A 23,285-nucleotide genomic window follows, 5' to 3' on the forward strand; every position below is an offset into this window, starting at 1 on the left:
AGTTAAAAATTAACCGAACTTCCCGGTCAGGTATTCTTCTGTACGACGGTCTTTGGGGTTGGTAAACATATCTTTTGTTTTACCATATTCAACCAATTCACCAAGGTACATAAACATTGAATAATCAGAGATTCGTGCTGCCTGCGACATGTTGTGTGTCACCATCAGAATCGAATAATTCTCTTTTAACTTTACCAGCAGGTCTTCAATTTTTGAAGTTGCCACAGGATCGAGTGCGGAGGTTGGTTCGTCGAGTAAAATCACTTCCGGATCAAACGCCAGCGCCCTCGCAATACAAAGGCGTTGCTGCTGACCACCCGATAGAAATGTTCCTTTTCTGTGCAAGGTATCTTTTACCTCGTCCCAAAGTGTAACATCGCGTAATGAACGTTCAACCACCTCATCGCGTTCTTTTTTCTTTAAACGAATGCCGTTTAATTTATAGCCGGCAATTACGTTGTCGTAAATGCTCAATGTCGGAAACGGATTCGGACGTTGAAATACCATACCGGCCATACGACGTAATTGAATGGTTGGCATGTCGGTAATATCTTTGCCGTTTAAAATAAGCGATCCTTTTGTTTCGATGTTTTCGTACAACTCGTGCATGCGGTTAATGGCACGTAACATGGTACTTTTTCCACATCCCGACGGGCCCATTATTGCTGTTACCGCGTTTCGTTTAATATCGGCCGAAACGTCCTTTACAGCATAATTCCCCTTATCGTACGCAACCGATAGATTGCGGATAGAAAGTACAGGATCTTTTATATTTACACTATCTTCTTTCATTCTTCTATTTCTATTTCGTTCGGGCAGCTATTCGTTTCGATACCAGGTTCAGGGTCAGTACCATTCCCATCAGTAATAACGAAGAGCTCCAAATCAGGTCAACCATATTCGGGTCGTTGTAAAACTCCCATATTAACAATGGAATTGCACTTGTTGGTTTGGTAATGTCCAAATTAATGACTGAGCTACCGAGTGCTGTAAGCATTAATGGTGCTGTTTCTCCAAGAATACGCGAAATCCCCAACAGAATACCAGTTAGCAAACCGCTAAATCCGGTTGGAATAAGCACGCGCAGAATTACTTTGTAATAAGGTACCCCCAATGCTACAGCTGCTTCTTTTATCGATTGAGGAATCATTTTCAGCGTTTCCTCCGTTGAGCGTACAATCATTGGCAACATCATAATCGACAAGGATACACTTCCTGCCAGTGCTGAAAAACCGCTGGTAATGGGTTTTACGATCCACATGTAAGCAATAAGCCCCAGTACGATAGAAGGAACTCCCTGCAAAATATCCGAAATACTTCGGGTAAGATTTGCCAGTGGTTTACCCGGATTCTCGTACAGGTAAATGCCTGTAATTACACCAACCGGAATGGCAATAACCGAAGCCAGAACCACCATTAACAAGGTTCCGGTAATTCCGTTTGCAATACCTCCGGGAATTAACTCGCCATTGCTCAGTGCAGTCATTGCCTCAAAAGTGTTTGGTGGCGTTTTGATAATAAAATCCAGGCTGATCTGACGATAACCCTTTGCCACCAATTTGTAAATAATCAATACAATCGGCGAAATGGTTATCAGCGATAAAAAGAGCACCAGTCCTTTGAAAAGCTTGTCTTTCAAAGTTCTTCGGCTGAGGTTGGCCGCTGTTATTTTTGCTGCAGCATTCATGTTATCCCATTCGTTTTATAATGAACTTACCAATGGCATTTATTATACCTGTTAGCAGGAATAACAACAAACCTATCGCAATCAGAGAACTGAGCTTTAATCCATCGGCTTCGCCAAACTGGTTGGCAATTACCGAAGCCATTGTGTTTCCGGTGCTGAAAAATCCATCGGGGACGATATTGGCGTTACCAATTAACATGGTTACTGCCATGGTTTCGCCCAATGCACGTCCGAAAGACAGAATGTAACCGGCGATAATTCCCGATCGTGCCGATGGTACAACCACATTAAAGATCACTTCCGAGCGGGTAGCTCCAAGCGAATAGGCTGCTTCTTTCAGCTCATTTGGTACCATGGTAATAATCTCGTTACTAAGCGACGTGGCGTATGGAATGATCATAATTGCCAGAATAATACTGGCGGTGAAAATTCCAAATCCCTGATTGGGTAATCCCAAATCGATAAGCAACGGGCGAAGTACATAAAACCCCCACAAACCGTAAACAATTGAAGGAATTCCGGCAAGCAGATCAACCATGGTGCCCAGTATTTTTGCAATTCGGGTTCCGCGGTAATACTCGCCCAGAAACAATGAAACCGAAAACGATAAGGGTAAACTGATCAACAGCGCTGCTACCGACGTAATGATTGTTCCGGCAATAAACGGAAGCGCTCCGTAGTTTTCTTTCCCTTCCGTTGGATTCCAGTTGTTCGACCAAATAAAACTCAGCCCAAAACTTTTCAGTGCCGGAATGGCACCTTCAACCAATGAAAAGATCATTCCTCCGGCTACAAAAAGTATTACGAACGAAGAAAGCAGGAGAACGCCTTTTGTTATTTTATCGCTGTTCATTTGGTGGACTTTAAGAAGCTGAGAAAACTGCTTTGCCGGCAGCTTTCCCAGTTTCATTAAATCTGTTTTCTATAACTAAACCTAACTATTTTAACAATGGTTGCCCGTCGAAAGTAACCGAGCGCAAAATCGCTTTGGCTTTTTCGGCAGCTGGGTCAGGAAGCGGTGCGTAGTGTACCTTTTCGGCATCACCTTGTGCATCGGCACTTACCAGCCAATCAAGGAAAGTGACTGTTGCCAGCGCCTGATCTTTTGAGCGACCATCGTAGCTTTGCTCTTTGTAAAGAATGATCCAGGTAAATCCGCTGATCGGGTATGATTCAGGATCGTCAGAATTGGTCAGCATGATACGGGTATCGGCAGGAATTTCTCCTTTTGCAGCAGCACTAACCGAAGCAATTGATGGCTCGATGTAGTTACCGGCGCTGTTTTGCACCAATGCAGTTTGAATTTTCTGTGCAAAAGCATATTCCGATCCGATGTAACCAATGGCTCCTTCGGTTTGGCTGATGGTACCGGCTACTCCGGGATTTCCTTTAGCACCCATACCAACAGGCCATTGTAACGATTTCCCTGTTCCTACAGCATCAGCCCATTTTGTGCTAACTTTAGTCATGTAGTCGCTGAAAATGTAGGTTGTTCCGCTACCATCCGAACGATGTACGAAAGTGATTTCCATATCAGGAAGAGCCAGGCCTTCGTTGTTGGCTTTAATTGCCGGATCGTTCCAGTTGGTAATTTCACCCATGAAAATTTTCTCCAGCAATTCGTTCGACAGTTTAAGGCCATCAACACCAGGAAGGTTATAAGCAATAACAACAGCACCCAATACAGTTGGAATGTGAACTACTTCAGCAGGCATTTCAGCCAGTTTGTCGTCGCTTAAGTAAGCATCGGTTGCTCCAAAGTCAACCACTTTATCGGTTAAACTGCGGATACCTCCGCCAGAACCGATTCCGCCATAAGTAAGCAGTGTCCCAAATTCTGATGTATAGTTCTTAAACACCATATTATAATATGGCATCGGGAAAGTAGCTCCCGCAGCTGTTAAAGTCACTTTTGAAGTTCCGGCTTTTTCTCCACCTTGTTTGTTTGACGAGTTAGAGCAAGCTCCCAGAATAAATACTGTTAAAACCAGTAAGGCTAAATTCTTCATCTTTATTTATTTAAAATTTCCAGTTTTCTGTTTTCTGTTTTCTTTGGCTGATTAAAATTTAAACTCAGCACTTAAATACAGGTAGGTGATATTCTCTGCATCTACCTTGTCGGGGTTAAAGAAGCGTACGTTTGGTGTAAATTTCACACCTTTTACAGGAGCGTACTCCACACCTGCGATCATTAATTGGCCATCTTTGTTAATGTTCCATGCTTCAGCCTCGCCTTCCACTTTATCCGAGTTCAGATCATCGTAACGGGCAAACAGTTTCCACTTGTTGGTTGGTTTGTACCAGCTGTAGAACGATGTTCCGTAATGATTCTGACCGTCTACCATTTTGTAGTTCGACTGGTAGTTATACTCTCCGGCCAATGTAAATTTACCGTTGGTGTAAGCCAGCAGCGTAGCCAGCGACTTTTGTTTTACATCATCACCGGTTTGGTCAACAAACACTCGTGCCAATACATTTTTAACCGGCTTAATAGTTGCACCAGCTCCGTAGCGTAACAAGTCGTCGCCCTGAACTTTTTTGTAACCTTCGCCATTGATTACCGAAAAATCGGCACTGATAAAATCGGCAAATTTGTAATCGATGTTAAAACCAAGGTCGGCACTTGAGTTGAATTTGTATTCATCCTGGTACGATTTCATCATGTAACGGTTTCCCCATAATTTCTCCGATGCTTTAAACTGTGTGGTTGCAATCATTCCGAAATAAGCCTTTAACTTATCTTTTGAATATTCCACATAAGCATTTTTAAGAAATGCCGACAACTGGTGGCCACCTCCATCGTTCGGATCGCCAACATCAAACACAACCTTGGCGTAAAAATCTTCGCTAAAGTTGTAATCGTAACCTAAATAAGCACGGGTGTTTTCAAATTCGGAGGCTGTTTCCCCGTCAGAAAGCGCGGTATGAAAGTTGGTAAAAATCAACGCTAGTGGTTTCCCATTTGGTTTAAACTCTTCGGTTTTTTCCTGACTAAATCCTGTTAATACGATTCCTGGAATCAACAATAACAGCAATGACATTTTTTTCATTTATTACTTAAGATTGAATTTTGTCTATTTTACAATGGCAAAAGTGCGGTAACGCTATTACACGCGAATTACAATATTATTACAAAACGATTAATTTATTTCGCGCAATACAGCGTAAACCACTGTATTTCAACACCTGTTTTATTGCAATACTAAAATTACAAAAATGTAACACGCCATTTTTTAATTGAGGGAATAGAAATTATTGGATGGGATAGTTTGTTTTTGGCAGGCAAGGGAGCTTAGCGCATTCATTATCTCCGAGAATCACCAACAGAGATGAAAGTAAAACAAACTTTCAGCTAACTCTCCCTCACTCCCTCTCTACGAATAGAGAGGGACGATTGTGTCAAAGGCACAATCAGGGTGAGTCAATAAATTTTGAGCCAGATTTTGCTATTGGCTTTCACGTAACTTTCAGGGAAAAGAGTCCGGGGCTGTATAAACAGATAAACGTTGATTCAACCTCAACCTTGCTGGCTGAGGCACGATTTACAAAATCGCGCCAGCGGGGCGGATTTCGGAGAGCGTTCCTGTCCGCCAGCTGGCGGACATGGAACTGCGAAACGGGAATCCGCAGTTGGCGTACCACTGAACCCCGCCCTGCAATATGTACTGTGTTAACGAGCGTATTTTTTTTATTTATTAATTATCACGTCAAAATATTTCATCTCATATTTAAAATCACTACCTACGGTCAAATTCTTTCCTCCATATTCCAAGGAATCATAATTCTGCATTTCTGTAATTTTAATATTGAGAGTTAGTTTTCTCCTTTGTTTACTAATAATCTGCCCTGTAATTACGTAATCATAATCTTCTTCCGTGCAGTCTTTACAAAGTGAATAATGAGTACTTATTCTTTTTTCCGATGTATCTATTCCAAATGGGATTTTCACACTATCACCTATACTTAAATCCTTAAAATCATTTTTATTGGTTTTACTTAATTCTTTTAGTTCTTTTCTTATCGCATCCAGTTTCGGTTTATCAGGTTTAAATTCTCTTTCATAACAAATTGTCTTAGTTGTAAAGAGTCCTTTTTGTAAAGCATCGGAATGTATGTTGGGTAATTTTTCAAATCTTTTCTTACGTATTTTATCTATTTTTTTAAACGACATAAAATCGTAAGTTCCATCGTATATCATTACAACTTCTACTGTGTCACAATCTTTCTTCAGTCTAATGTCAGTCCACTCCATACCTACGAAGCGAAACAGCAAACTATCAGTTTCTTGTGGAATGCTAATTTTAAATTGACCATCCATATCTGTTTTCCCAAGGAGCACATTGTCAGAGTTTTCAATATGTACTCCTGGTAGTGGTTCTAAATATTCAGAAATCACTCTTCCGTAAATACTTCGAGTTTGTCCGTTAAGGTTCAAACTTGAAAGAAGTACAGCTAATATTGCGATGGTATTGATTCTCATTTTAGGTGATTTCAATATGGTTGCTAACGTATATGTTAGTACCAGCGCAACTAACATTCTAATATGCATCGAAGCTGTAAATTGCAGTTATTCTTACGCTTATCTATTATAACGTTATCCAATGTCCTATTTAATTTTGTAAGAGAAAATTTCAATGTATCGGGTATTTTGTTTTTAGTGCAATAAATAGAAATAAAATTTATGTAAATATCTGTTGGCAGGGTAAAAAACACAATCTGCTGTTGGCGGTATGCTTTCTGCAGTCAAAAAAAAGCTTCCGCAGGTGGTTTTTTGCTTTCCGCAGCCCCGGTAGTTGTCAAACTGTGATTACTACTTTCCTGATACAAATTGGATTTTTACAGTAGCCAAACGCTCTTAGCCATTCGAAACCGCTTAGCACATTCGCCACAGAAATTTTCTGAAATACCCGCGCAAGTTTTCCAAAGCTTCTGTGTCATACCTTAAAATTTAAACAAAGACATAAATTTAAAAGATATGAAAACGAAGTTTAGCTGGCGAGCCTTTATCAGTTTTGGGTTAACCTGGGGAATTTTAGTGATCCTGGTTTCGGGTGTAATTTTGTATGTAGCTCCCCCGGGGCGCTATGCCCATTGGGTAAACTGGGAGCTGGCAGGTTTGTCAAAAGAAGGCTGGCAGGCCGTTCATACCCTGTTTTCGCTGGCGTTTATCGTACTTTCCGTTTTTCACCTGTTTTCGGTAAACTGGAAAGCTTTTGTCTCTTATCTAAAATCGAAAAGCACAAAAGGCTTTAATAAAAAGAAGGAACTCATTTTTTCAATTGTAGTGGTGCTGGTATTCTTTTTTGGCACCGTATTTTCCATTCCTCCTTTTCAAACGGTTATGGATTTAAGCGAAACGGCCACCAACTCCTGGGAGAAAACCGAAGAGCGGGCACCTGTTCCTCATGCCGAGCTGTTAACGCTAACCGAACTGGCGCAGCAGTTGGATTTGGAATCGGTTGACGCCATAACCCGGAAACTGGACACGCATAAAATCGCTTACAACGATATTCATACCCAAAGTTTGCAGCAAATTGCCGGGGCAAATAATTCAACGCCTCTCGAGATTTACGAGATAATTGTTAAACAACCGGGCAATGCTGGACAGGGAATGGGTGTTGGGCGCAAAACCCTTGACGATTTCTCAAAAGAACTGAATAAAAGCACCGATGAGTTAATGCAAATTCTGGAAAAGAACAATATAGCGGCAAAACCAACAGAAACCCTGCGTGCTATCGGCGAGAATAATGACGTTACACCCCGCGATATTTACAAACTACTTTCTGAATAATTACAAGTACATTTACATAGTGGTTTTTTTCGAATCAGAATGTCCGACACCGATATAATTGATCAACTAAAACAGGGAAGTGAAGCGGCTTTTAAAACGCTGGTCGACACACATCAGAAACTGGTGGTGAATACCTGCTATGGTTTGGTGCAGAACCGCGAAGATGCTGAAGACATTGCGCAGGACGTTTTTGTTGAGGTGTACCGGAACATCGATAAATTCAGGGCCGATGCAAAACTCTCGACCTGGTTGTACCGTATTGCGGTTAACCGCTCGCTAAACCACATTCGCGACAACAAAAAGCGCAAGTGGTTTCATTCGTTCGAGGATGAGGTGGCAAACAAACGCCGGGAAGCGATGCAGGTAAGTACCTCGAATACCGACGAGCCGGAATACGAACTCGAGAACCAACAGCGGGCAATAATTTTAAAAGAAGCCATTAACAGTTTGCCACAAAACCAGAAAGTGGCTTTTACCCTGAGTAAATACGAGGAACTGTCGTACCAGGAAATTGCAGAGGTTATGGATCTTTCGGTTTCGTCGGTTGAGTCGCTGTTGTTCAGGGCCAAAAAAGGCCTGCAGAAAAAATTATACAAGTGCTTCAAAAAAAAGTGCCTGTAAGCGCAAGTTTTTAAAAATGAACGTGTCATACAAATAACAATACTGAAGATGAAGTGTAAAAACGTACATAACAAGTTGATTTTTTTCCTGGAAAAGGAGCTGCCGGTATCCGAAATGGAACAGGTTCAGAAACACCTGGACGAATGTTCGAAGTGTGCTCGTTTTGCAGCGGAAATGAGAAATACACTCCAAATTCTCGATAATGATAAGGTAAACGATGAAAATCCATTCTTTTATACCCGTGTAAAAGAGCGGCTATCGAAACAGGCCGAAGAACAGCCAGCGGTACGTCCGGTTTTGGTTCGTATTTTACAGCCGGTGGCCTTTTCAATGCTTTTGTTATTGGGTGTATATGGCGGGTTTATGCTGGGGCAGGCGCCTAACGCAAATATTGCCGGCAGTGGTTTCACTGAGCAGGAAGTGATTCCTTACTGGAACGAACTGGAAGCCGAACCAATCGAAGCATTTTTAATGGAATAACAAATGGCAACAAAAAATAAATATCGCATATTAATCTGGGTAGTTGTAATTCTGGCAGCCACAAACCTGTCGATGGGAATTTCGTTTTGGTACCACAAACAACAGGATAAAAAAGCAGCCGGAGCGCAACAACAAGTTGAAATGCCCTCGGAGCAACGGACGCGTTTTTTCCGCGAGCAGCTGAACCTGCAACCCGATCAGGTCGACTATTTTAGGGAATTGAACAGAAACTATAACCGGAGTGCACGCCGGATATCGGATCAACTTTCACTTCTTCGTGTTGAAATGGTGGAGGAAATGGGAAAAGCAGAGACTGACACCACGAAACTACACGCTATTTCAAGCGAAATTGGCGAGATGCACAAAACCTTAAAGGATTTGACGATAGATTATTATCTCGATATGAAAGCAGTTTGCGACGAGAACCAACAGGAGAAACTAAAAGAAATTTTCCTGTCGATGACAAAATTGAAAGAAGACGTTTCTTTACCTCAACGTGGCGGCCGTCGCTTTGGGCGGCAAAACAGAGAGTAAGTAACAACTTAAATTTTGAGAAGATGAAACAGGCATGAATTTTAGCTTTATAAAATCTGCAGGCAAGAATAATTAGAATTCATCGGGAGTTACATCTTATACCTTAAAAAAACTAATAAATTTTAATACGATGAAAACAAGCAAGTTAATTAACGTTGCCTGGGTGTTCTTTGCCCTAGTGTTAACAACAACAACTGTATTTGCTCAACGCGGAAGAAATGCAAATCAGGTACAAAACAACCCAAATCTTCCGTGTCTGGCTCAAATTTCTGACCTGACCGAGGAACAGAAAACAAGTATTCAGGAACTCGAAGCCAGTCACCAAAAAACGATGGCTGAATTACGTGAACAAAGGCGTTCAACCGTAAATGCGGTTGAGAAAAGCGAAATCAGAACAGAAATGCTAAAAAACGTGGAGGCGCACCGCAACGAGGTGAAATCGCTTTTAACTGAAGAGCAGCAGGCTCAATACAAGCAGCTTCAGGCTTCTGCCGGTTATGGCCGAAATCAAGGTTATGGGCAAGGTCGGGGAAATGGCCAATTCAACCGTCAGGGCCGTGGCAACGGTAATGCAGGTTTTCGTGCACAGGGTAACCGGTGTGGAAACCAGGTTTATGCCAGGGGTCAGGGTCAGGGCCGCGGCAATAAGAACGGGAACCAGGGACGACGTGGAAACTGTATCAGGTTGAATAACTAATCGCATTCTGCCGAATGGATAGTGATTAATAAACTTTAAAAATTTTGAAAGATGAAAACAAACATTGTATTTGGTTTAGTGGTAGTAATGGCAATGCTTTTAAATGCCTGTTCAGAGTCGGCAACCGGTGTTGCAGATGAAGAAATTATGGCCAGCGAAGAAGTAAAAAGTTCGGAAATAACAGCTTTATTGGGCGACAGCTGTAATTTCTCGGCAGACATAAACGATGCAGACATAGAAGGACTGTTGTTAATGCGCGAAGAGGAGAAGTTTGCACACGATGTTTATGTAACACTTTATGCAACTCATGGTCTTCCGGTTTTCAATAATATCTCGAAAAGCGAAACAGCACATACATCGGCAATTTTGTATTTAATTAACGGTTTCGGGCTGGAGGATTCTTATCTTGAAGGTGTAGGCAATTATACAAATGAAACATTTACAGTGCTTTATGCTCAACTAAGCGAACAGGGAAAAACAAGTGTGGCAGAAGCGCTGAAAGTGGGCGCATTTATCGAAGAATATGATATTGCTGATTTGAAGAACCGGATTGATGCTACAGAAAATGAAACGCTGAAACGGGTTTATGGTAATCTTTTGCGTGGATCGACATTTCACCTGAAAGCTTTTTCGGCTGTTTTAAACGCAATGGGAGAGAGTTATACGCCAACAGTTATTTCGCAGGAAGAGTATGACGAAATACGCAGTGGTAATTCAGCTGACGAAAATAGCGACAGTAGCAGCACATTTGTTCCCGGAACCGGAATTTGCGACGGAACCGGGCCGAATTTCTGACTCAGGGACGATGAAAATTTCATAAATAATTATTATGAAATTGGGCGAGCTCCGGATTTTAATCCGGGGCTTTTTTTTGCACAAGTTTTTTGTGTTTCCGGTGTCTAACTGGTAAATAAAATACTTAGAAATGAAAACATTAAAGTTTTATTCAGCATTGTTATTGCTTACGTTTTTTGTAGGCCTTGGCTCCCCGTTTGCTAATCCTTTAACCGAAAAAGAAAAGGCAGGTTTACAATTAATGCGTGAAGAAGAAAAGCTCGCCCACGATGTTTACACCGTACTTTACGAGAAATGGCAATTAATGCCTTTTAGTAATATTACCCGCAGCGAAACCCGCCATTTTGAGGCAATAGGTTTTCTGCTTGAAACTTATAAGCTGGAGGATCCGGCCTATGAAGAACCCGGAAAATTCAGAAATAAGGAGCTGGCAGCACTATATGATTCGCTCGTTGCAAAAGGATCAGAATCGTTGGTGGCAGCACTCGAGGTTGGCGCTTTTATCGAAGAGGTGGATATTAAAGATTTGCAGGAGCTGCTTGTAGCAAAACCCGAAGCACAGATTGCAACAGTTTACGAAAACCTGTTGTGGGGATCAGAAAATCATATTCGGGCATTTACCCGCAACTTATCGTTTCGCGATCAGGAGTATACACCAAAAGTTTTATCGGAAGCAACTTATGCCGAAATTGTTGGAGCTAATCAACAACATGGCCAAAATGGAAAAAGAATGGGCCAGCGGGCTTGTGGCGTGTGCAACGGAGGTGGAGCCAAATGCAGGAACAGGTAAACAGCGAATCGAAAACCGGCAGCGGTTGGTTTTATCCGGCTACCGGTTTTCAGGCTGAACTTTTTGCTTTAACAATACTGTTTTTACTTGATTAGCATTAATCCCTCGTTTGCCGAAGCGTCGTTGGGATTATTGAGTTTAACCTTGTTGAAAAGTACTTTTGCCTGGTTGTAGTTTCCGAGAAAATAAGAGGTCCATCCCAGCATCAGCAGTCCATCGTAGCCAAACGGATAAAGGTCGACCACCTTTTTAAACAAAGGATAAGCCTTGTCGTAATCCTTTCGGCCATAGTAAACCAGGCCAAGCCGATACATGGCCACCGTATTGTTCGGGTTGATTTCAAGTATTTTATTGTAAAGATCGATAACCTCATTCCATTTGCCCAGTGCAGCCAGAGGAAGAATCAGACCAAATCGTGATTCCTCGGCATAAGGTTTTAGTTTTTGTGCATTGCTGTAAAAGATAACCGACTCATCAAAAAGCCCGGCATTGTAATTCAGCCACCCTAAACGCAGATTTATTTCATACGACGATTCATCGTAAACTTTCTTTAACGGATCCATTGCCGCCGAAAAGTCGCCGTTTTTTTCAAACTCGTAACTTCTTCCGAAAGCGCTTTCCAGAGCTTCCTGGTTTGCCTGTGCAAAAACGTTTGTTGCCGTTGCCGCAAAAAGCAATAGGGCCAGTAATTTATTTCTTAAAATTTCCATGATATTCCTGCTGTAATTGTATGTTTTATGTAGTTGTACGCTTTCTCGTTAAAAAGGGTGGCGTTTTGGTAAACCCTGTACTGTTCGCTTACATCCTGATTCAGATAGCGCACCACAAACTGGTATCGTTTAGCAAAAGGGAAATAAATACTTCCCATGTATTTTCGGGTGGAACGGCCCGGAAAGTTGGCAATAACATAACCCCCCGACTCGATAAAGTTTTCCATTTCTCCGTTCAGGTAATTGCCGTAAAAGTGAAACTGCCCCAGCTGGAATCCGCCCGACAGGCCAAAAGTATTGTAGCCAAAACTGTTGTCGTTGTCGCTTCTAAAGTAAACACGCGGAGTTAAATACAGATTGCTGTTTGAAAGCGGGTATATGGTTAACCAGGCCGAAGCTTGTTTAAATCCCTCGTTGGCAATATTGGCAAGGTTAATTTCGGCGCCGGGCGAAAAATTACCCCAGTTGGTCCAGACAGACGTTGTAAAAATGTAATCGGAAAATTTATAGCTTGAAGTATAAAAGGTATTTGGATCGTAATTGCCCAGAAGTAATGCCGATTTACCCCAGGTAATGTTCATTGACGGGGAAAAATACAATTTTCCAAGCGCAAAAACCGGATTCAGGAAATACTGATTTTGTTTTACATCGATTTGGAAATTATAACGCGAGCCCCAAAAAAGTTGCTCCATCTTGTCAGTTCCAACATGCGTTAGATTATGATTCATAATTACCCCCGGTGCAATTTGATGGCTGTAATCCAACGATTCAAAATGGTAGTTCTTAAAAAAGAAAGCTTCTCCGTAGTCCGGGCCAACTTCCAAATCGTTATGCATGTTGCTTCCCAGCAGTTGATCAAAATCGGGATTCCAGCTGTAGCCTCCTTCAATTGCAATCTGCAGAGGTTTCATTTTTTGGAAATTGATTTTTTGTTGTAATTCATTGCTAAAATCCACTGCCAGTTTGCTGGCTTCCACATATCTGCCCGTATACACCAGACTATAATACAGGTACTCCTGCAGCCACTCAAAATGCTGGTCGTTTTCCCAAGCTTTAAAAAACCACTCACTGGCTTTCCGGTATTTTCCCAGGTTATACCAGGCAATTCCGGTGCGAGCCTGCAAATAAAAATATTCAATGCCTTTTTCGCAGGCCTCATTGTTGAATTCAATCAACTCTTTCCATTTTTTTTGCTGAAAAAGTTCGTACGACTTTTTGTCTACTTCGGTATAATTCAAGTTTGTTTGTGCATTTAATACCGAAAAAACAGCCATGAATAGTAGTACTGTTACAGTTCGTTTTGACATGTTATATTGATCTTTGCTTCGTTAAAATTCACTGAAATCTGAATCACATTCTCCTGCGAAATTTTGATTTCTATCTCATACGTATTCACCGTTTTTCCAAGTATCTTTTTGTTGATTTCGGCCTTCATTTGCACATCGCCCGATGAAAGAATATCTCCGGCATCTTTGATGACAAGTTTATAATCGATATTCAGAAAGAGATAAAGCGGTGCTATAAAATCCTGGAAGAACTTTAGTGCCCCTGTAAACATCAGGTTAATCGGGATGGAATCATTAATTCGGCTATTGGCAAGGAACCCGATTGGAACATTAAAAAGCGCCACAAAAAACCAGTAGAGTGGCGAATATTTGGTTCCGGTAAAATTGGTGAAATAATGCTGCTCGTCGTTGTTGTGGAGGTAAGCCAGACTTTGGTCTTTGTCGCATTTAATAAAAGTGCTGTTGTACACATCGGTTTGAACCAGCCACGAGAAATCGCCGGCCATTTTTTGCCACTTTTCTTTTGGCGAATCAACTTCAACGCTAATATTCATCCGTTGCCCGGGAATAAAATGCAGCGCCTTGGATAGCAACTCGTTTTTTACCGGATTAACTACAATATCGTCTTTCTTCGGAAACTCAAAATTCTTTTGTGTATAGCCATTGTTTTCTTTCAGCAGATAATTGACAAAAGGATAATCGAGCGTTACGGAACCAATATAAGGCGTAACCTGGAACTGAAAGTGCAAATGCGGGTAGGGCGAGCGGCCTGAATTTCCGCAGCGGCCCAGCAGCTGTCCTTTTTTTACCTGGTCGCCAGCTTTAACCTCCACCGAGTGATATTTTAAGTGGCTGAGTTTGGCATACAGGTAATCGTTGTGTTTTATGATGACTGTATTTCCCCAGTTTTCTTTAGTGTTTACATCGCCAATGGTGTTGTCTTTAATGTGATTTACAGCCTCAACCACGGTTCCATCGAACGGAGCCAGCACAGCCTTCCCGAAACAGTAATAATCTTCGTGAAAATCGCCCGAGCCGTTGTATTGTTCTCCGTTCCGATCGGTTATCACAAAATCCCAGGCATGACGCCAGGCATCTTTGTGTGTGTATTCGCCGCTGTGTCCCTGACTAACGGTCCACTCGCCTAAAAACGGTAAAGTAGCCGACACCGGATACGCAGCCGGAAACCGTTTTAAATTTCCAGAATACAGGTAGAGGTTTTTTTCGGGTTTACCTAATTGTACCGGAGTCTCCAGTAATTTTCGTGGTCGTTTTTCGCGTAGTTTCAAAGCATATAAAAACATTAAAACCACAATATTGAAGGGTAACGAATAGGCCGATACACGCAAAAGAATAAAAATTTGTTGCGTACTAGTGGTAATTAAAACCACTGCCGGTAACAGCAGGATGATCCAGCCAAAACTTACGCGCCCCGGAACAAGGTAGTAGCCGCCCAGTGCAATGGCAGTAAGAATATAATTAAAGCCAATAAACGTATAACCCAGCGAACTAAACTCGATGCCCACCAAGCGGTAAAAAAGAAAGGCCACCGAAAAACCAAGAATGGAAAGCACGAAGGTAATTCGAGAATAAATAAGCAATCCGATGGCAATGATAATACCTGCAAGCAAGTGACTTTGGAAGAAAATTGCTCCCAGCGAGTGAAAGTAGATCCTCACAAATGAATTGGAAATGTTTTTTTCCAGAAAGTCGTAAAAATCAACAAAATGTTGTCCGCCCAATGCATACAGTTCGTTGTAGGTAAATATGCCTCGTTCGCTAATATTCAGTGCTGTTAGGTCGCCTCCCGACAAGGCCACGATCCATATTCCGAACAAAAAAGGAATGCTCAGAAAAGGCAAACCGTATTTTCCGAGTACACCCTGAAAAACAATGGTAATAAAAAAAGTGACCACGGCAGCAATAACGATAAGCGCATAAACTTCAAAAGATGGCTGATAAAACAGCCCAACTCCCAGGCCAACAAGCAACGCATTATATCCATATATGCCGGAACTGATGAGGTATTTGTTATAGCCCAGACCATAGGCCAGCAGGTTTGCTACAAGCACCGCCAAAAGGCCGCCTATACCGGCACCGTAATCAAAAAAACTGATTATGATCAACAGCACCGCCAGAAAATTCGAACCTGAAAAAAATACCTGCGAGTAGCTGTTGAGTACCGACTGAACAATTTCTTTTCGTTTTATGGAAGGAAATGTAATCATTTATCTTTTCGGATTTTGTTCCAGACTTGTAAGCGTGTCAAGATTCTCTTTTTTGCGAACAATGTGCATTTTCCTCTCCAAATCGATCATCACAACATTGGGCCTGAAAGTAATGAACTGCATCCACTGTGTCATGTTGTAGGCACCTACCCGTTCGATAACCAGCTTCTCGCCGGTTTTTACCTGCGGAAAGTTAATGGCATCGCGGATTACATCGATGTTCATACAAAGCGGTCCGTAAATGGTGCTTTCTTCCAGGTGACTGGATAGTTGGCGTGTTGGGTAAACCCCCAGGTTATACCAGAAAGAGGTAAAAAGCAGGTTTACTCCGGCATCGATTACCATGGTTCTCCGCCCGGTAGTTGATCGTTTATTGGCCAAAACAGTTGTCAGCAGGTAGCCGGCATCGTCGATCAGTGCCCGGCCGGTTTCCAAAAACAGTACCGGAAGATTTTCGTGCGGAATTTCCGAGGAAATCAATGCATTTGAAATGGCTTCGGCATATTCATCAAACGACGGGCAGGTTTCTGTTCCCGGCATGTAAGCACCTTTTAGTGTGTTTTTCGATGCAAATCCTCCACCCAAATCGATGTATTTCAGCCAGTAATCGAACTTGCGATGCGTTGCCATGTAAAGGTTGGCCAGTTTCGATGCAGCAACTGCATAGGCATTTGCCGACATAATGTAAGTGCCGATATGTGTATGCAGACCAATCAAATCAAGTTTTTCAGCCAGCATAATCCGGTTAATGGCATTCCAGGCTTCTCCGTTTTCATAGTTAAAACCAAAACGGTCCCAAATGGGGTAAATTCCTGCATCGAGGTTAATGCGGATGGCCACCCTTGCTTTTTTATCCAGCTCGCGCGTTACTTTTATCAGCAAATACAGTTCATCAAAATGATCGATATGGATACAGGCATTATGTTCGATGGCCAGTTTCAAATCTTCTTCCGATTTTTCGGGGCCATTAAAAAGGATATTGGAACCGTTAACGCCTAGTGAAAGAGCTTTCTGAAATTCGAAAGCAGAAACTACTTCTGCCCAGGCACCTTGGTCGTGAAAAATACTGCAAACAGCATCGAGATAATTTGTTTTATACGACCATGCAAACTGTACTTTCGGGTAGCGGGTTTCAAAAGCCTGTTTGGCTTGGGCAAAGGTATTGCGCATCGTTTTTTCTGAAAGAACAAATACCGGAGAACCGTACTCTTCCATGATCATTTCAACCGGAATCCCGTCGATATCAGGAATAAACTTTTGCCTCGTAGGCAATCCAAATTTGGAGGGGATGCCAGCTGTAATCTTGCTGATTACAGGTTTTTCGTATGTTATTTTTGTCATGATTTCTGAGTTTTATATTTCCTTATTCATTGATATGGCCGCAAATTTTTCGAGGTCAACAATGGCATCGTACGAATAGCGGACGAACATTTTCCCGATTTTATATTTTGTCATCGCTTGTACGTCCATTCCGAGAGCAAGTTTTACAAGTGCCTCGGGAATATTTTGACCGGCACCAACGGCGAGGTAAACCCAGGCCGGAACGCGTGGATTAATCTCGATGAGGTAATATTCGCCTCCATTGGTTTTTATCAATTCGAGTTCCATACCGCCTTTCCATTTTGTTTTTGAAATAATGGAACGGGTAAGTTCCATCATCTTTTCGTCGGCAAGTGTGATGCCACCCCAGGCTTTTCCTTTATCGGTGATGTATTGTTTGCGCATGGGAACAGCGGCAATGGTATTTCCTTTTCCATCGCCCAGTGCAATTACGTTTACCTCGGTTCCTTTCACAAATTCCTGCGCAATTACCGGAAATCCCCATTTCGATGCGATCGTATGAAAAGCCTGTTTTGCCTGTTCTTCGTTGTGAGCTACATAAGCGTCGTAAAACTGGCCTTTTATCATCACCGGGTAGTCATATTTGTCTTCAAGGTCCTTGATCTGCCCCAGAGTACTCATGTTGATACTTCCCGGCACCTTAATGTCGTATTTCTTGCCAAATTCCGGGAGTTTGTCTTTTTCACGTTCCTGAAACTGTTTCAGGTTGGGCAGAAAAGTCTGAATTCCACGGCTTCGCAATCGCCCTTCATTTTTCATAAAAGAAAAAAGTTCGGCATCCAGATTTGGAATAAGAACATCGATTTGTTCCTGTTGATGAATATTTTCAATTCGCTCAATTAACTCATCCGAACCAGATGAAGGATAAGGTATCTGGAAAATTCGGTCGCACAGGTTTTCCATGTAAATTCCCGGTTCCAGGTTTTCATAAACCAGCCCGATAATGCGGGCATCAAACGCTTCCGATTCTTTAATGCCACGAATAAATGGTACGCCGGGCCCCGGATTATCGGTGTTGTTCAATCCGGTTACAGCAAGTGTGATTTTTTGCTTGTTCATGACTATTATTTGAAATCGAGCGGATTGTCTTGTAAAACAATTTGGTGATGCTTTAACAACGCGCAGAATTCGTAAAAATCCTTTTCAAACGAAAGGTCATCAATGTCGTATTTCTCCATAACCTCCGCTTTAATCTGATCAAAGCTTTTTTCAGCTTCAATATTTTTCATGAGTTCCAATGCGAAAGGATTCAGGTTAAATGAATCGCCGGTTCGTGAGTTGAAAACAAATCCGTTGTCGCTTATTTTTATATCCTCTGTGATTTTCATTTTACCGTCTGAATTAAATTATATCACTGGTTTGACACGGCCGGACTTAAAAACTTGCGTGGATAATAAAATTTTATCCAAAGGCACATTTTTCAGGAATTGTAGGGCTTCCTGTTAATTCAGCAGAAAGAAGTTGATTCGTAGGGTCAGTTTATTTCACGTAAGTATTAAAAATAGGACGAAAATGTTTCTTACAGCTACATAATTGCTAATAAAGTATAAATTTGTAAGCTCAAAATTCGAAAAGTTAAAAGGCTGTAAAAAGCTGAACAGACAAATTAAAGGCAGAAAAATATACATCATGGCACGTTTGAAAATTAAAGAGATTCTGAAGAATGGAGAAACAGGCAGCGAAGTTGTTGCCAAAGGTTGGGTAAGGACAAAACGCGGAAGTAAAAATGTAAACTTTATTGCGCTGAATGACGGATCTACCATTCATAATCTTCAGGTGGTGGTTGATGTTGAAAGTTTCGACGAAGCACTGTTACGCGATATAACAACCGGAGCAGCAATTGCAGTTACCGGAGAATTGGTAGAATCAGCCGGAAGTGGACAGAATGTTGAGCTGAACGCAAAATCAATTGATTTGCTCGGAAAAGCTGATCCGGAGAAATATCCGATTCAGCCGAAGAAACACTCGTTGGAGTTTTTGCGCGAAAATGCGCACCTGCGTTTCCGGACCAATACCTTTAGTGCTGTTTTTCGTATCCGCCACGCTATGGCATTTGCCATTCATAAATATTTTAACGAAAAAGGATTCAACTACCTGCACACACCAATTGTAACGGCCAGTGATGCCGAGGGAGCCGGACAGATGTTCCGCGTTTCAACATTGGATGCAAAAAATCCACCGTTAACCGAAGATGGCGAGGTAGATTACAGCCAGGACTTTTTTGGAAAAGCCACCAACTTGACGGTTTCCGGTCAGTTGGAAGGCGAGTTAGGAGCCTTGGCGCTTGGCGAGATTTATACTTTCGGCCCAACATTCCGTGCCGAGAATTCCAATACAACACGTCACCTGGCAGAGTTCTGGATGATCGAACCTGAAATGGCATTTTACGATTTGAAAGACAATATGGATCTTGCGGAAGAATTCTTGAAATATTGTATTCAGTATGCGCTCGACAATTGTATGGACGATCTGCAGTTTTTGGCACAGCGACTGAAAGAGGAGGAGAAAAATAAACCTCAGGACCAGCGCTCGATGGATTTGATCGAAAAGCTGGAGTTTGTTCTGAAAAACGATTTTATACGTTTACCATACACCGAGGCCATCGATATTCTGAAAAACTCGAAACCTTATAAAAAGAAAAAATTCCAGTTCCCTGTTGATTGGGGTGTTGACCTTCAAAGTGAGCACGAACGCTACCTGGTAGAGAAACACTTTAAGTGTCCGGTAATTCTTATTAATTACCCAAAAGACATTAAAGCATTCTATATGAAACAGAACACCGATGGTAAAACTGTCGGTGCAATGGATGTACTGTTCCCGGGTATTGGCGAAATTATTGGTGGTTCGCAACGTGAGGAAGACCTTGAAAAGCTGACGAAACGTATGGAGGAAATGAATATTCCGACAGAAGAAATGTGGTGGTACCTGGATACGCGCCGTTTTGGTTCGGTAGTTCACAGTGGTTTTGGCCTTGGCTTCGAGCGCCTTATGCTTTTTGTTACCGGAATGGGCAACATCCGCGATGTAATCGCCTTTCCGCGTGCACCTAAAAATGCTGAATTTTGATGGTGTAATTTAGAAAAGCTACTCCGAAAAAAATGTTATTTTTACGGAGGTAACAATTGGGATTATGGAGCAAAAACTATCACTACAACAGAAGCTGCTCCAAAAGTTATCACCTCAGCAAATTCAGGTGATCAAACTTTTGGAAATCCCAACTATGCAACTCGAGCAGCGGATTAAAAAGGAGCTGGAAGAAAATCCGGTTTTGGAATTGGAATCGGACACTCCTTCGTCGGATGACGAGCAATTGGATGACAGCCGTGATAATAATACGGATCTCGACAACGAAGAGTTTTCGATGGACGATTATTACGAGGATGAGGAAATTCCTACCTACAAGTTAAACGTAAATAATTATTCAAAAGACGATAAATACATTGATGTACCATTTTCGGTAGGTACAAGTTTTCATGAATTTTTACAGGAACAACTCGGGCTGGCCGATTTGGATGATGAGGAGCAGCAACTGGCCGAATATATTATCGGAAACATTGATGACGACGGATACCTCCGACGCGATTTAACGGCCATCAGCGACGATTTGGCTTTTAATATGAACCTCGATGTTCCGGAGGAAAAACTGGAGAAAATTTTATTGGCTATTCAGGACTTTGATCCTCCCGGAATAGCAGCACGCGATTTACGTGAATGTTTATTGTTACAACTCGAGCGGAAAGAGAACAAAGGATCTCAATTGGCAAAAACGATTGTAAAAGATTATTTCCCGGAGTTCACAAAAAAGCATTACGATAAAATCAGAACAAAACTGGAGCTTTCGGACGAGGAATTAAAAAAAGGTATCGACGAGGTACTTAAATTAAATCCAAAACCGGGCAGTTCTTACAGTAATCCTTTAAATAAATCAAATCAGCATATCGTGCCTGATTTTATTCTGGAATTGGTTGACGGGGAGTTAAGCCTTTCGTTAAACCAGCGTAACGTTCCGGAGCTAAAAATCAACGACACGTATACCGAGATGCTGAGAACCATGAGCCACAACCAGAAAGCGCAAAAGACCGACAAAGAAGCGGTAACTTTTGTGAAACAAAAGCTGGATTCGGCAAAATGGTTTATCGATGCCATACACCAGCGGCAAACTACTTTGTTGCTTACCATGTCGGAAATCATCAGCTTTCAGAAAGAGTATTTCCATGAAGGCGACGAAACAAAACTTCGCCCGATGATTTTAAAAGACATTGCCGAAAGAACGGGGCTCGATATTTCAACCATATCAAGGGTTTCAAACAGTAAATACATTCAAACACATTTTGGAATTTACCCGCTGAAATATTTCTTTTCCGAAGGTTTGGCAAAAGACGACGGTGAAGAGGTATCAACACGCGAGATCAAAAAAATTCTGCAGGAATGTATCGAAGGCGAGGACAAACGCAAGCCTTTAACCGATGAAAAACTGGCGAAGATTCTCAAAGAAAAATCATACAATATTGCGCGAAGAACTGTTGCAAAATACCGCGAGCAGCTGGGAGTACCGGTAGCTCGTTTACGAAAAGAATTATAAGATGTCGGAGAAAATAGCCAGGATAATATCAATAATATTTCACCCGGTATTGATTCCGACGATTGGCATGTTTCTGCTCTTGCACTCGGGATTTTATTTCGAACTACTTTTATGGGAAGCCAAACGTTTTGTGCTGCTGGTGGTGTTTTTTACTACCTGTATTTTGCCTATGCTTTCGGTGGCAGTACTCTCGCTAAATCCACGTTTTGATATTAATATGCCCGGCAACCGCGATCGTTTAATTCCCTTGTTAAGCGCATCGGTTTTTTACTACCTCGGTTTTATTTTATTACGTAAGGTACAGGCTGTCCCCGAGTTTAAACTGTTTATGCTGGCTTCGGTGCTGGTGCTTGTTGTGCTGCTTGTTGTTTCGCTAAAATGGAAGATCAGCAACCACATGGCAGCCATTGGAGGTTTAAGCGGAACCTTGTTTGCTCTGTCTTTCCGAAACGGGGTTAATCCGGTTTATTCGGTTTTAATTGTTGTTTTGCTATCGGGCTTAATCGGAACTGCACGGCTTATCCTTGGTAAACACGATCTGAAACAACTGATCGCCGGTTATGGGCTTGGTTTTATTGTACTTTATCTGGTACTTTATTTTGTTTGAGAAGCAAATAAGCATTCATAGCTTCAGGGATCACTTGCATTAATGAATGTTACAATTTGTCGTTAGTTTACCCTCTCTCCTGTCTCTCCCTTCAATTATGGAGAGATGATCAGTCTCCAATCCAAACAACGTTAAGCTTAAAAATAGATCTGATTTGATCCACCAGGCGCTCGCACTTCCTTGCTGGCAGGGAAGGATAAGAGGATGGGTAAAAACAGATATAGAACAGGATAGAAAACTTTTGCATAAAAAAAGGGACTTAAAAAGCCCCTTTAATATTAAAATATCTTATTGTTAGTCAACAAATTTGTACCCAATTCCTTTGAGCGTCTTGATGTGCTCGTTGCCGATTTTTTCGCGTAGTTTACGAATGTGAACATCGATTGTTCTGTCGCCAACCACAACGTTTTCGCCCCAAACCGAATAGTAAATCTCCTCGCGGGTAAATACTTTTCCAGGTTTCGAAACCAAAAGCGAAAGCAATTCAAATTCTTTTCTTGGCAATATCATTTCGTTGTCGCCAATACGAATAAGGTAGCGCTCTTTGTCAATCAGCAGGTTGCCAATTGTTACAGTGTTGGTGTCAACCACCTCAACAGGTTGCGTAGCTTCGCCGGTACGTTTTAACAGCGCTTTTACGCGGCTAACCAAAACTTTTGGGCGAACCGGTTTGGTGATGTAATCATCAGCTCCGGCCTCAAAACCTGCAATTTGCGAGTAGTCTTCGCCACGTGCAGTTAAAAAGGCAATAACGGTGCTGCTCAATGCCGGAATTTTTCGAAGTTCCTCGCATGCAGCAATTCCATCCATTTCGGGCATCATTACGTCGAGTATAATGAGGTGGGGTAACTGCTTTTCTGCAACCTTTATAGCTTCTGCACCATTTCTGGCGGTAAATACCTCGTATCCTTCTTTTTCAAGGTTGTAACTCAGAAATTCGAGAATATCCATCTCGTCATCAACCAATAAAACTTTAAATTGATTTTCACTCATAACATAAAATTCTTGACAAAAGTAAGTGCTACTTATTAAAGAACAATTAACTTTCCTTTAAACAAAAAATAAACACGAAACTAAAATAGTGCTTAATCGAACCAAAATACAAATTAATAGCCACTCTTACGTTTTTTTTTACG

At 41.8% G+C, this 23,285-nt stretch carries 23 protein-coding genes; 10 read left to right on the plus strand and 13 right to left on the minus strand.

Features of this window, described 5'->3' with window-relative positions; genetic code table 11:
• Positions 1-9 precede the first annotated feature (9 nt).
• The 6 genes from pstB to G4420_RS04615 form a co-directional block, all read right to left on the minus strand.
• Positions 10-792, minus strand: a complete 783-nt coding sequence (gene pstB / locus G4420_RS04590) for a phosphate ABC transporter ATP-binding protein PstB (protein ID WP_163322379.1) — start codon at positions 790-792, stop codon at positions 10-12.
• 10 nt (positions 793-802) lie between these two features.
• Positions 803-1,687, minus strand: a complete 885-nt coding sequence (pstA, locus tag G4420_RS04595) for a phosphate ABC transporter permease PstA (protein WP_163322380.1) — start codon at positions 1,685-1,687, stop codon at positions 803-805.
• 1 nt (position 1,688) lies between these two features.
• A complete protein-coding gene (pstC, locus tag G4420_RS04600; RefSeq protein WP_163322381.1) occupies positions 1,689-2,540 on the minus strand; it encodes a phosphate ABC transporter permease subunit PstC in 852 nt (283 codons plus the stop codon).
• A gap of 85 nt (positions 2,541-2,625) precedes the next feature.
• A complete protein-coding gene (pstS, locus tag G4420_RS04605; protein WP_163322382.1) occupies positions 2,626-3,696 on the minus strand; it encodes a phosphate ABC transporter substrate-binding protein PstS in 1,071 nt (356 codons plus the stop codon).
• Positions 3,697-3,747: 51 nt separating this feature from the next.
• On the minus strand, positions 3,748-4,737 hold the full coding sequence (locus tag G4420_RS04610; RefSeq protein ID WP_163322383.1) for a hypothetical protein: 990 nt from the start codon (positions 4,735-4,737) through the stop codon (positions 3,748-3,750).
• 638 nt (positions 4,738-5,375) lie between these two features.
• Positions 5,376-6,167, minus strand: a complete 792-nt coding sequence (locus G4420_RS04615; RefSeq protein WP_163322384.1) for a peptidase associated/transthyretin-like domain-containing protein — start codon at positions 6,165-6,167, stop codon at positions 5,376-5,378.
• Positions 6,168-6,662: 495 nt separating this feature from the next.
• Between G4420_RS04615 and G4420_RS04620 the strand changes: the two genes are divergently transcribed.
• From G4420_RS04620 to G4420_RS04650, 7 genes are all read left to right on the plus strand, one after another.
• A complete protein-coding gene (locus G4420_RS04620) occupies positions 6,663-7,478 on the plus strand; it encodes a DUF4405 domain-containing protein (RefSeq protein ID WP_163322385.1) in 816 nt (271 codons plus the stop codon).
• A gap of 39 nt (positions 7,479-7,517) precedes the next feature.
• Positions 7,518-8,099, plus strand: coding sequence for an RNA polymerase sigma factor (locus tag G4420_RS04625; RefSeq protein ID WP_163322386.1), 582 nt, complete (start codon positions 7,518-7,520; stop codon positions 8,097-8,099).
• 48 nt (positions 8,100-8,147) lie between these two features.
• Positions 8,148-8,579 (plus strand): anti-sigma factor family protein, encoded by a 432-nt coding sequence (locus G4420_RS04630; protein WP_163322387.1) that lies wholly within the window; start codon positions 8,148-8,150, stop codon positions 8,577-8,579.
• Between the two features lie 3 nt (positions 8,580-8,582).
• Positions 8,583-9,113 carry a Spy/CpxP family protein refolding chaperone gene (locus G4420_RS04635; protein ID WP_163322388.1) on the plus strand — a complete coding sequence of 177 codons (531 nt, stop codon included), beginning with the start codon at positions 8,583-8,585 and terminating at the stop codon, positions 9,111-9,113.
• A gap of 130 nt (positions 9,114-9,243) precedes the next feature.
• Positions 9,244-9,810, plus strand: a complete 567-nt coding sequence (locus G4420_RS04640) for a Spy/CpxP family protein refolding chaperone (protein ID WP_163322389.1) — start codon at positions 9,244-9,246, stop codon at positions 9,808-9,810.
• Positions 9,811-9,861: 51 nt separating this feature from the next.
• Positions 9,862-10,605 (plus strand): DUF2202 domain-containing protein, encoded by a 744-nt coding sequence (locus G4420_RS04645; RefSeq protein ID WP_163322390.1) that lies wholly within the window; start codon positions 9,862-9,864, stop codon positions 10,603-10,605.
• A 130-nt stretch (positions 10,606-10,735) separates the two neighbouring features.
• The gene (locus tag G4420_RS04650) at positions 10,736-11,395 is read left to right on the plus strand and encodes a DUF2202 domain-containing protein (RefSeq protein WP_163322391.1); all 660 of its coding nucleotides are present in this window, start codon (positions 10,736-10,738) and stop codon (positions 11,393-11,395) included.
• An 83-nt stretch (positions 11,396-11,478) separates the two neighbouring features.
• On the opposite strand, the gene G4420_RS04655 is transcribed toward G4420_RS04650, so the two are convergent.
• Genes G4420_RS04655 through G4420_RS04680 form a run of 6 tightly spaced genes read right to left on the minus strand, consistent with a single transcriptional unit; the run spans position 11,479 to position 18,288 of the window.
• Positions 11,479-12,105, minus strand: coding sequence for a tetratricopeptide repeat protein (locus G4420_RS04655; RefSeq protein ID WP_163322392.1), 627 nt, complete (start codon positions 12,103-12,105; stop codon positions 11,479-11,481).
• On the minus strand, positions 12,093-13,412 hold the full coding sequence (locus G4420_RS04660; RefSeq protein WP_163322393.1) for a tetratricopeptide repeat protein: 1,320 nt from the start codon (positions 13,410-13,412) through the stop codon (positions 12,093-12,095). Before G4420_RS04660 ends, G4420_RS04655 begins: the two co-directional genes overlap by 13 nt.
• Positions 13,394-15,619, minus strand: a complete 2,226-nt coding sequence (locus tag G4420_RS04665) for an urea transporter (RefSeq protein ID WP_163322394.1) — start codon at positions 15,617-15,619, stop codon at positions 13,394-13,396. The genes G4420_RS04660 and G4420_RS04665 overlap by 19 nt, the downstream gene beginning before the upstream one ends.
• Positions 15,620-16,960, minus strand: a complete 1,341-nt coding sequence (locus G4420_RS04670; RefSeq protein WP_163322395.1) for an alanine racemase — start codon at positions 16,958-16,960, stop codon at positions 15,620-15,622.
• A 12-nt stretch (positions 16,961-16,972) separates the two neighbouring features.
• On the minus strand, positions 16,973-18,019 hold the full coding sequence (locus tag G4420_RS04675; RefSeq protein WP_163322396.1) for an ATP-grasp domain-containing protein: 1,047 nt from the start codon (positions 18,017-18,019) through the stop codon (positions 16,973-16,975).
• A gap of 5 nt (positions 18,020-18,024) precedes the next feature.
• Entirely contained in the window at positions 18,025-18,288 is a 264-nt protein-coding gene (locus tag G4420_RS04680; protein WP_163322397.1) for a PqqD family protein, read from the minus strand.
• Positions 18,289-18,589: 301 nt separating this feature from the next.
• Here G4420_RS04680 and asnS point away from each other — a divergent pair, with 301 nt between their 5' ends.
• From asnS to G4420_RS04695, 3 genes are all read left to right on the plus strand, one after another.
• Positions 18,590-20,026, plus strand: coding sequence for an asparagine--tRNA ligase (gene asnS / locus G4420_RS04685; protein ID WP_163322398.1), 1,437 nt, complete (start codon positions 18,590-18,592; stop codon positions 20,024-20,026).
• A 64-nt stretch (positions 20,027-20,090) separates the two neighbouring features.
• A complete protein-coding gene (gene rpoN / locus G4420_RS04690; protein ID WP_163322399.1) occupies positions 20,091-21,542 on the plus strand; it encodes an RNA polymerase factor sigma-54 in 1,452 nt (483 codons plus the stop codon).
• Between the two features lies 1 nt (position 21,543).
• Positions 21,544-22,149 carry a phosphatase PAP2 family protein gene (locus G4420_RS04695; protein WP_163322400.1) on the plus strand — a complete coding sequence of 202 codons (606 nt, stop codon included), beginning with the start codon at positions 21,544-21,546 and terminating at the stop codon, positions 22,147-22,149.
• A 294-nt stretch (positions 22,150-22,443) separates the two neighbouring features.
• Here the strand turns inward: G4420_RS04695 and G4420_RS04700 are convergent, their stop codons facing one another.
• A complete protein-coding gene (locus G4420_RS04700; protein WP_163322401.1) occupies positions 22,444-23,142 on the minus strand; it encodes a response regulator transcription factor in 699 nt (232 codons plus the stop codon).
• Between the last annotated feature and the right edge of the window lie 143 nt (positions 23,143-23,285).

The sequence above is a fragment of the Draconibacterium mangrovi genome, from assembly GCF_010586825.1.
Lineage (GTDB): Bacteria > Bacteroidota > Bacteroidia > Bacteroidales > Prolixibacteraceae > Draconibacterium > Draconibacterium mangrovi.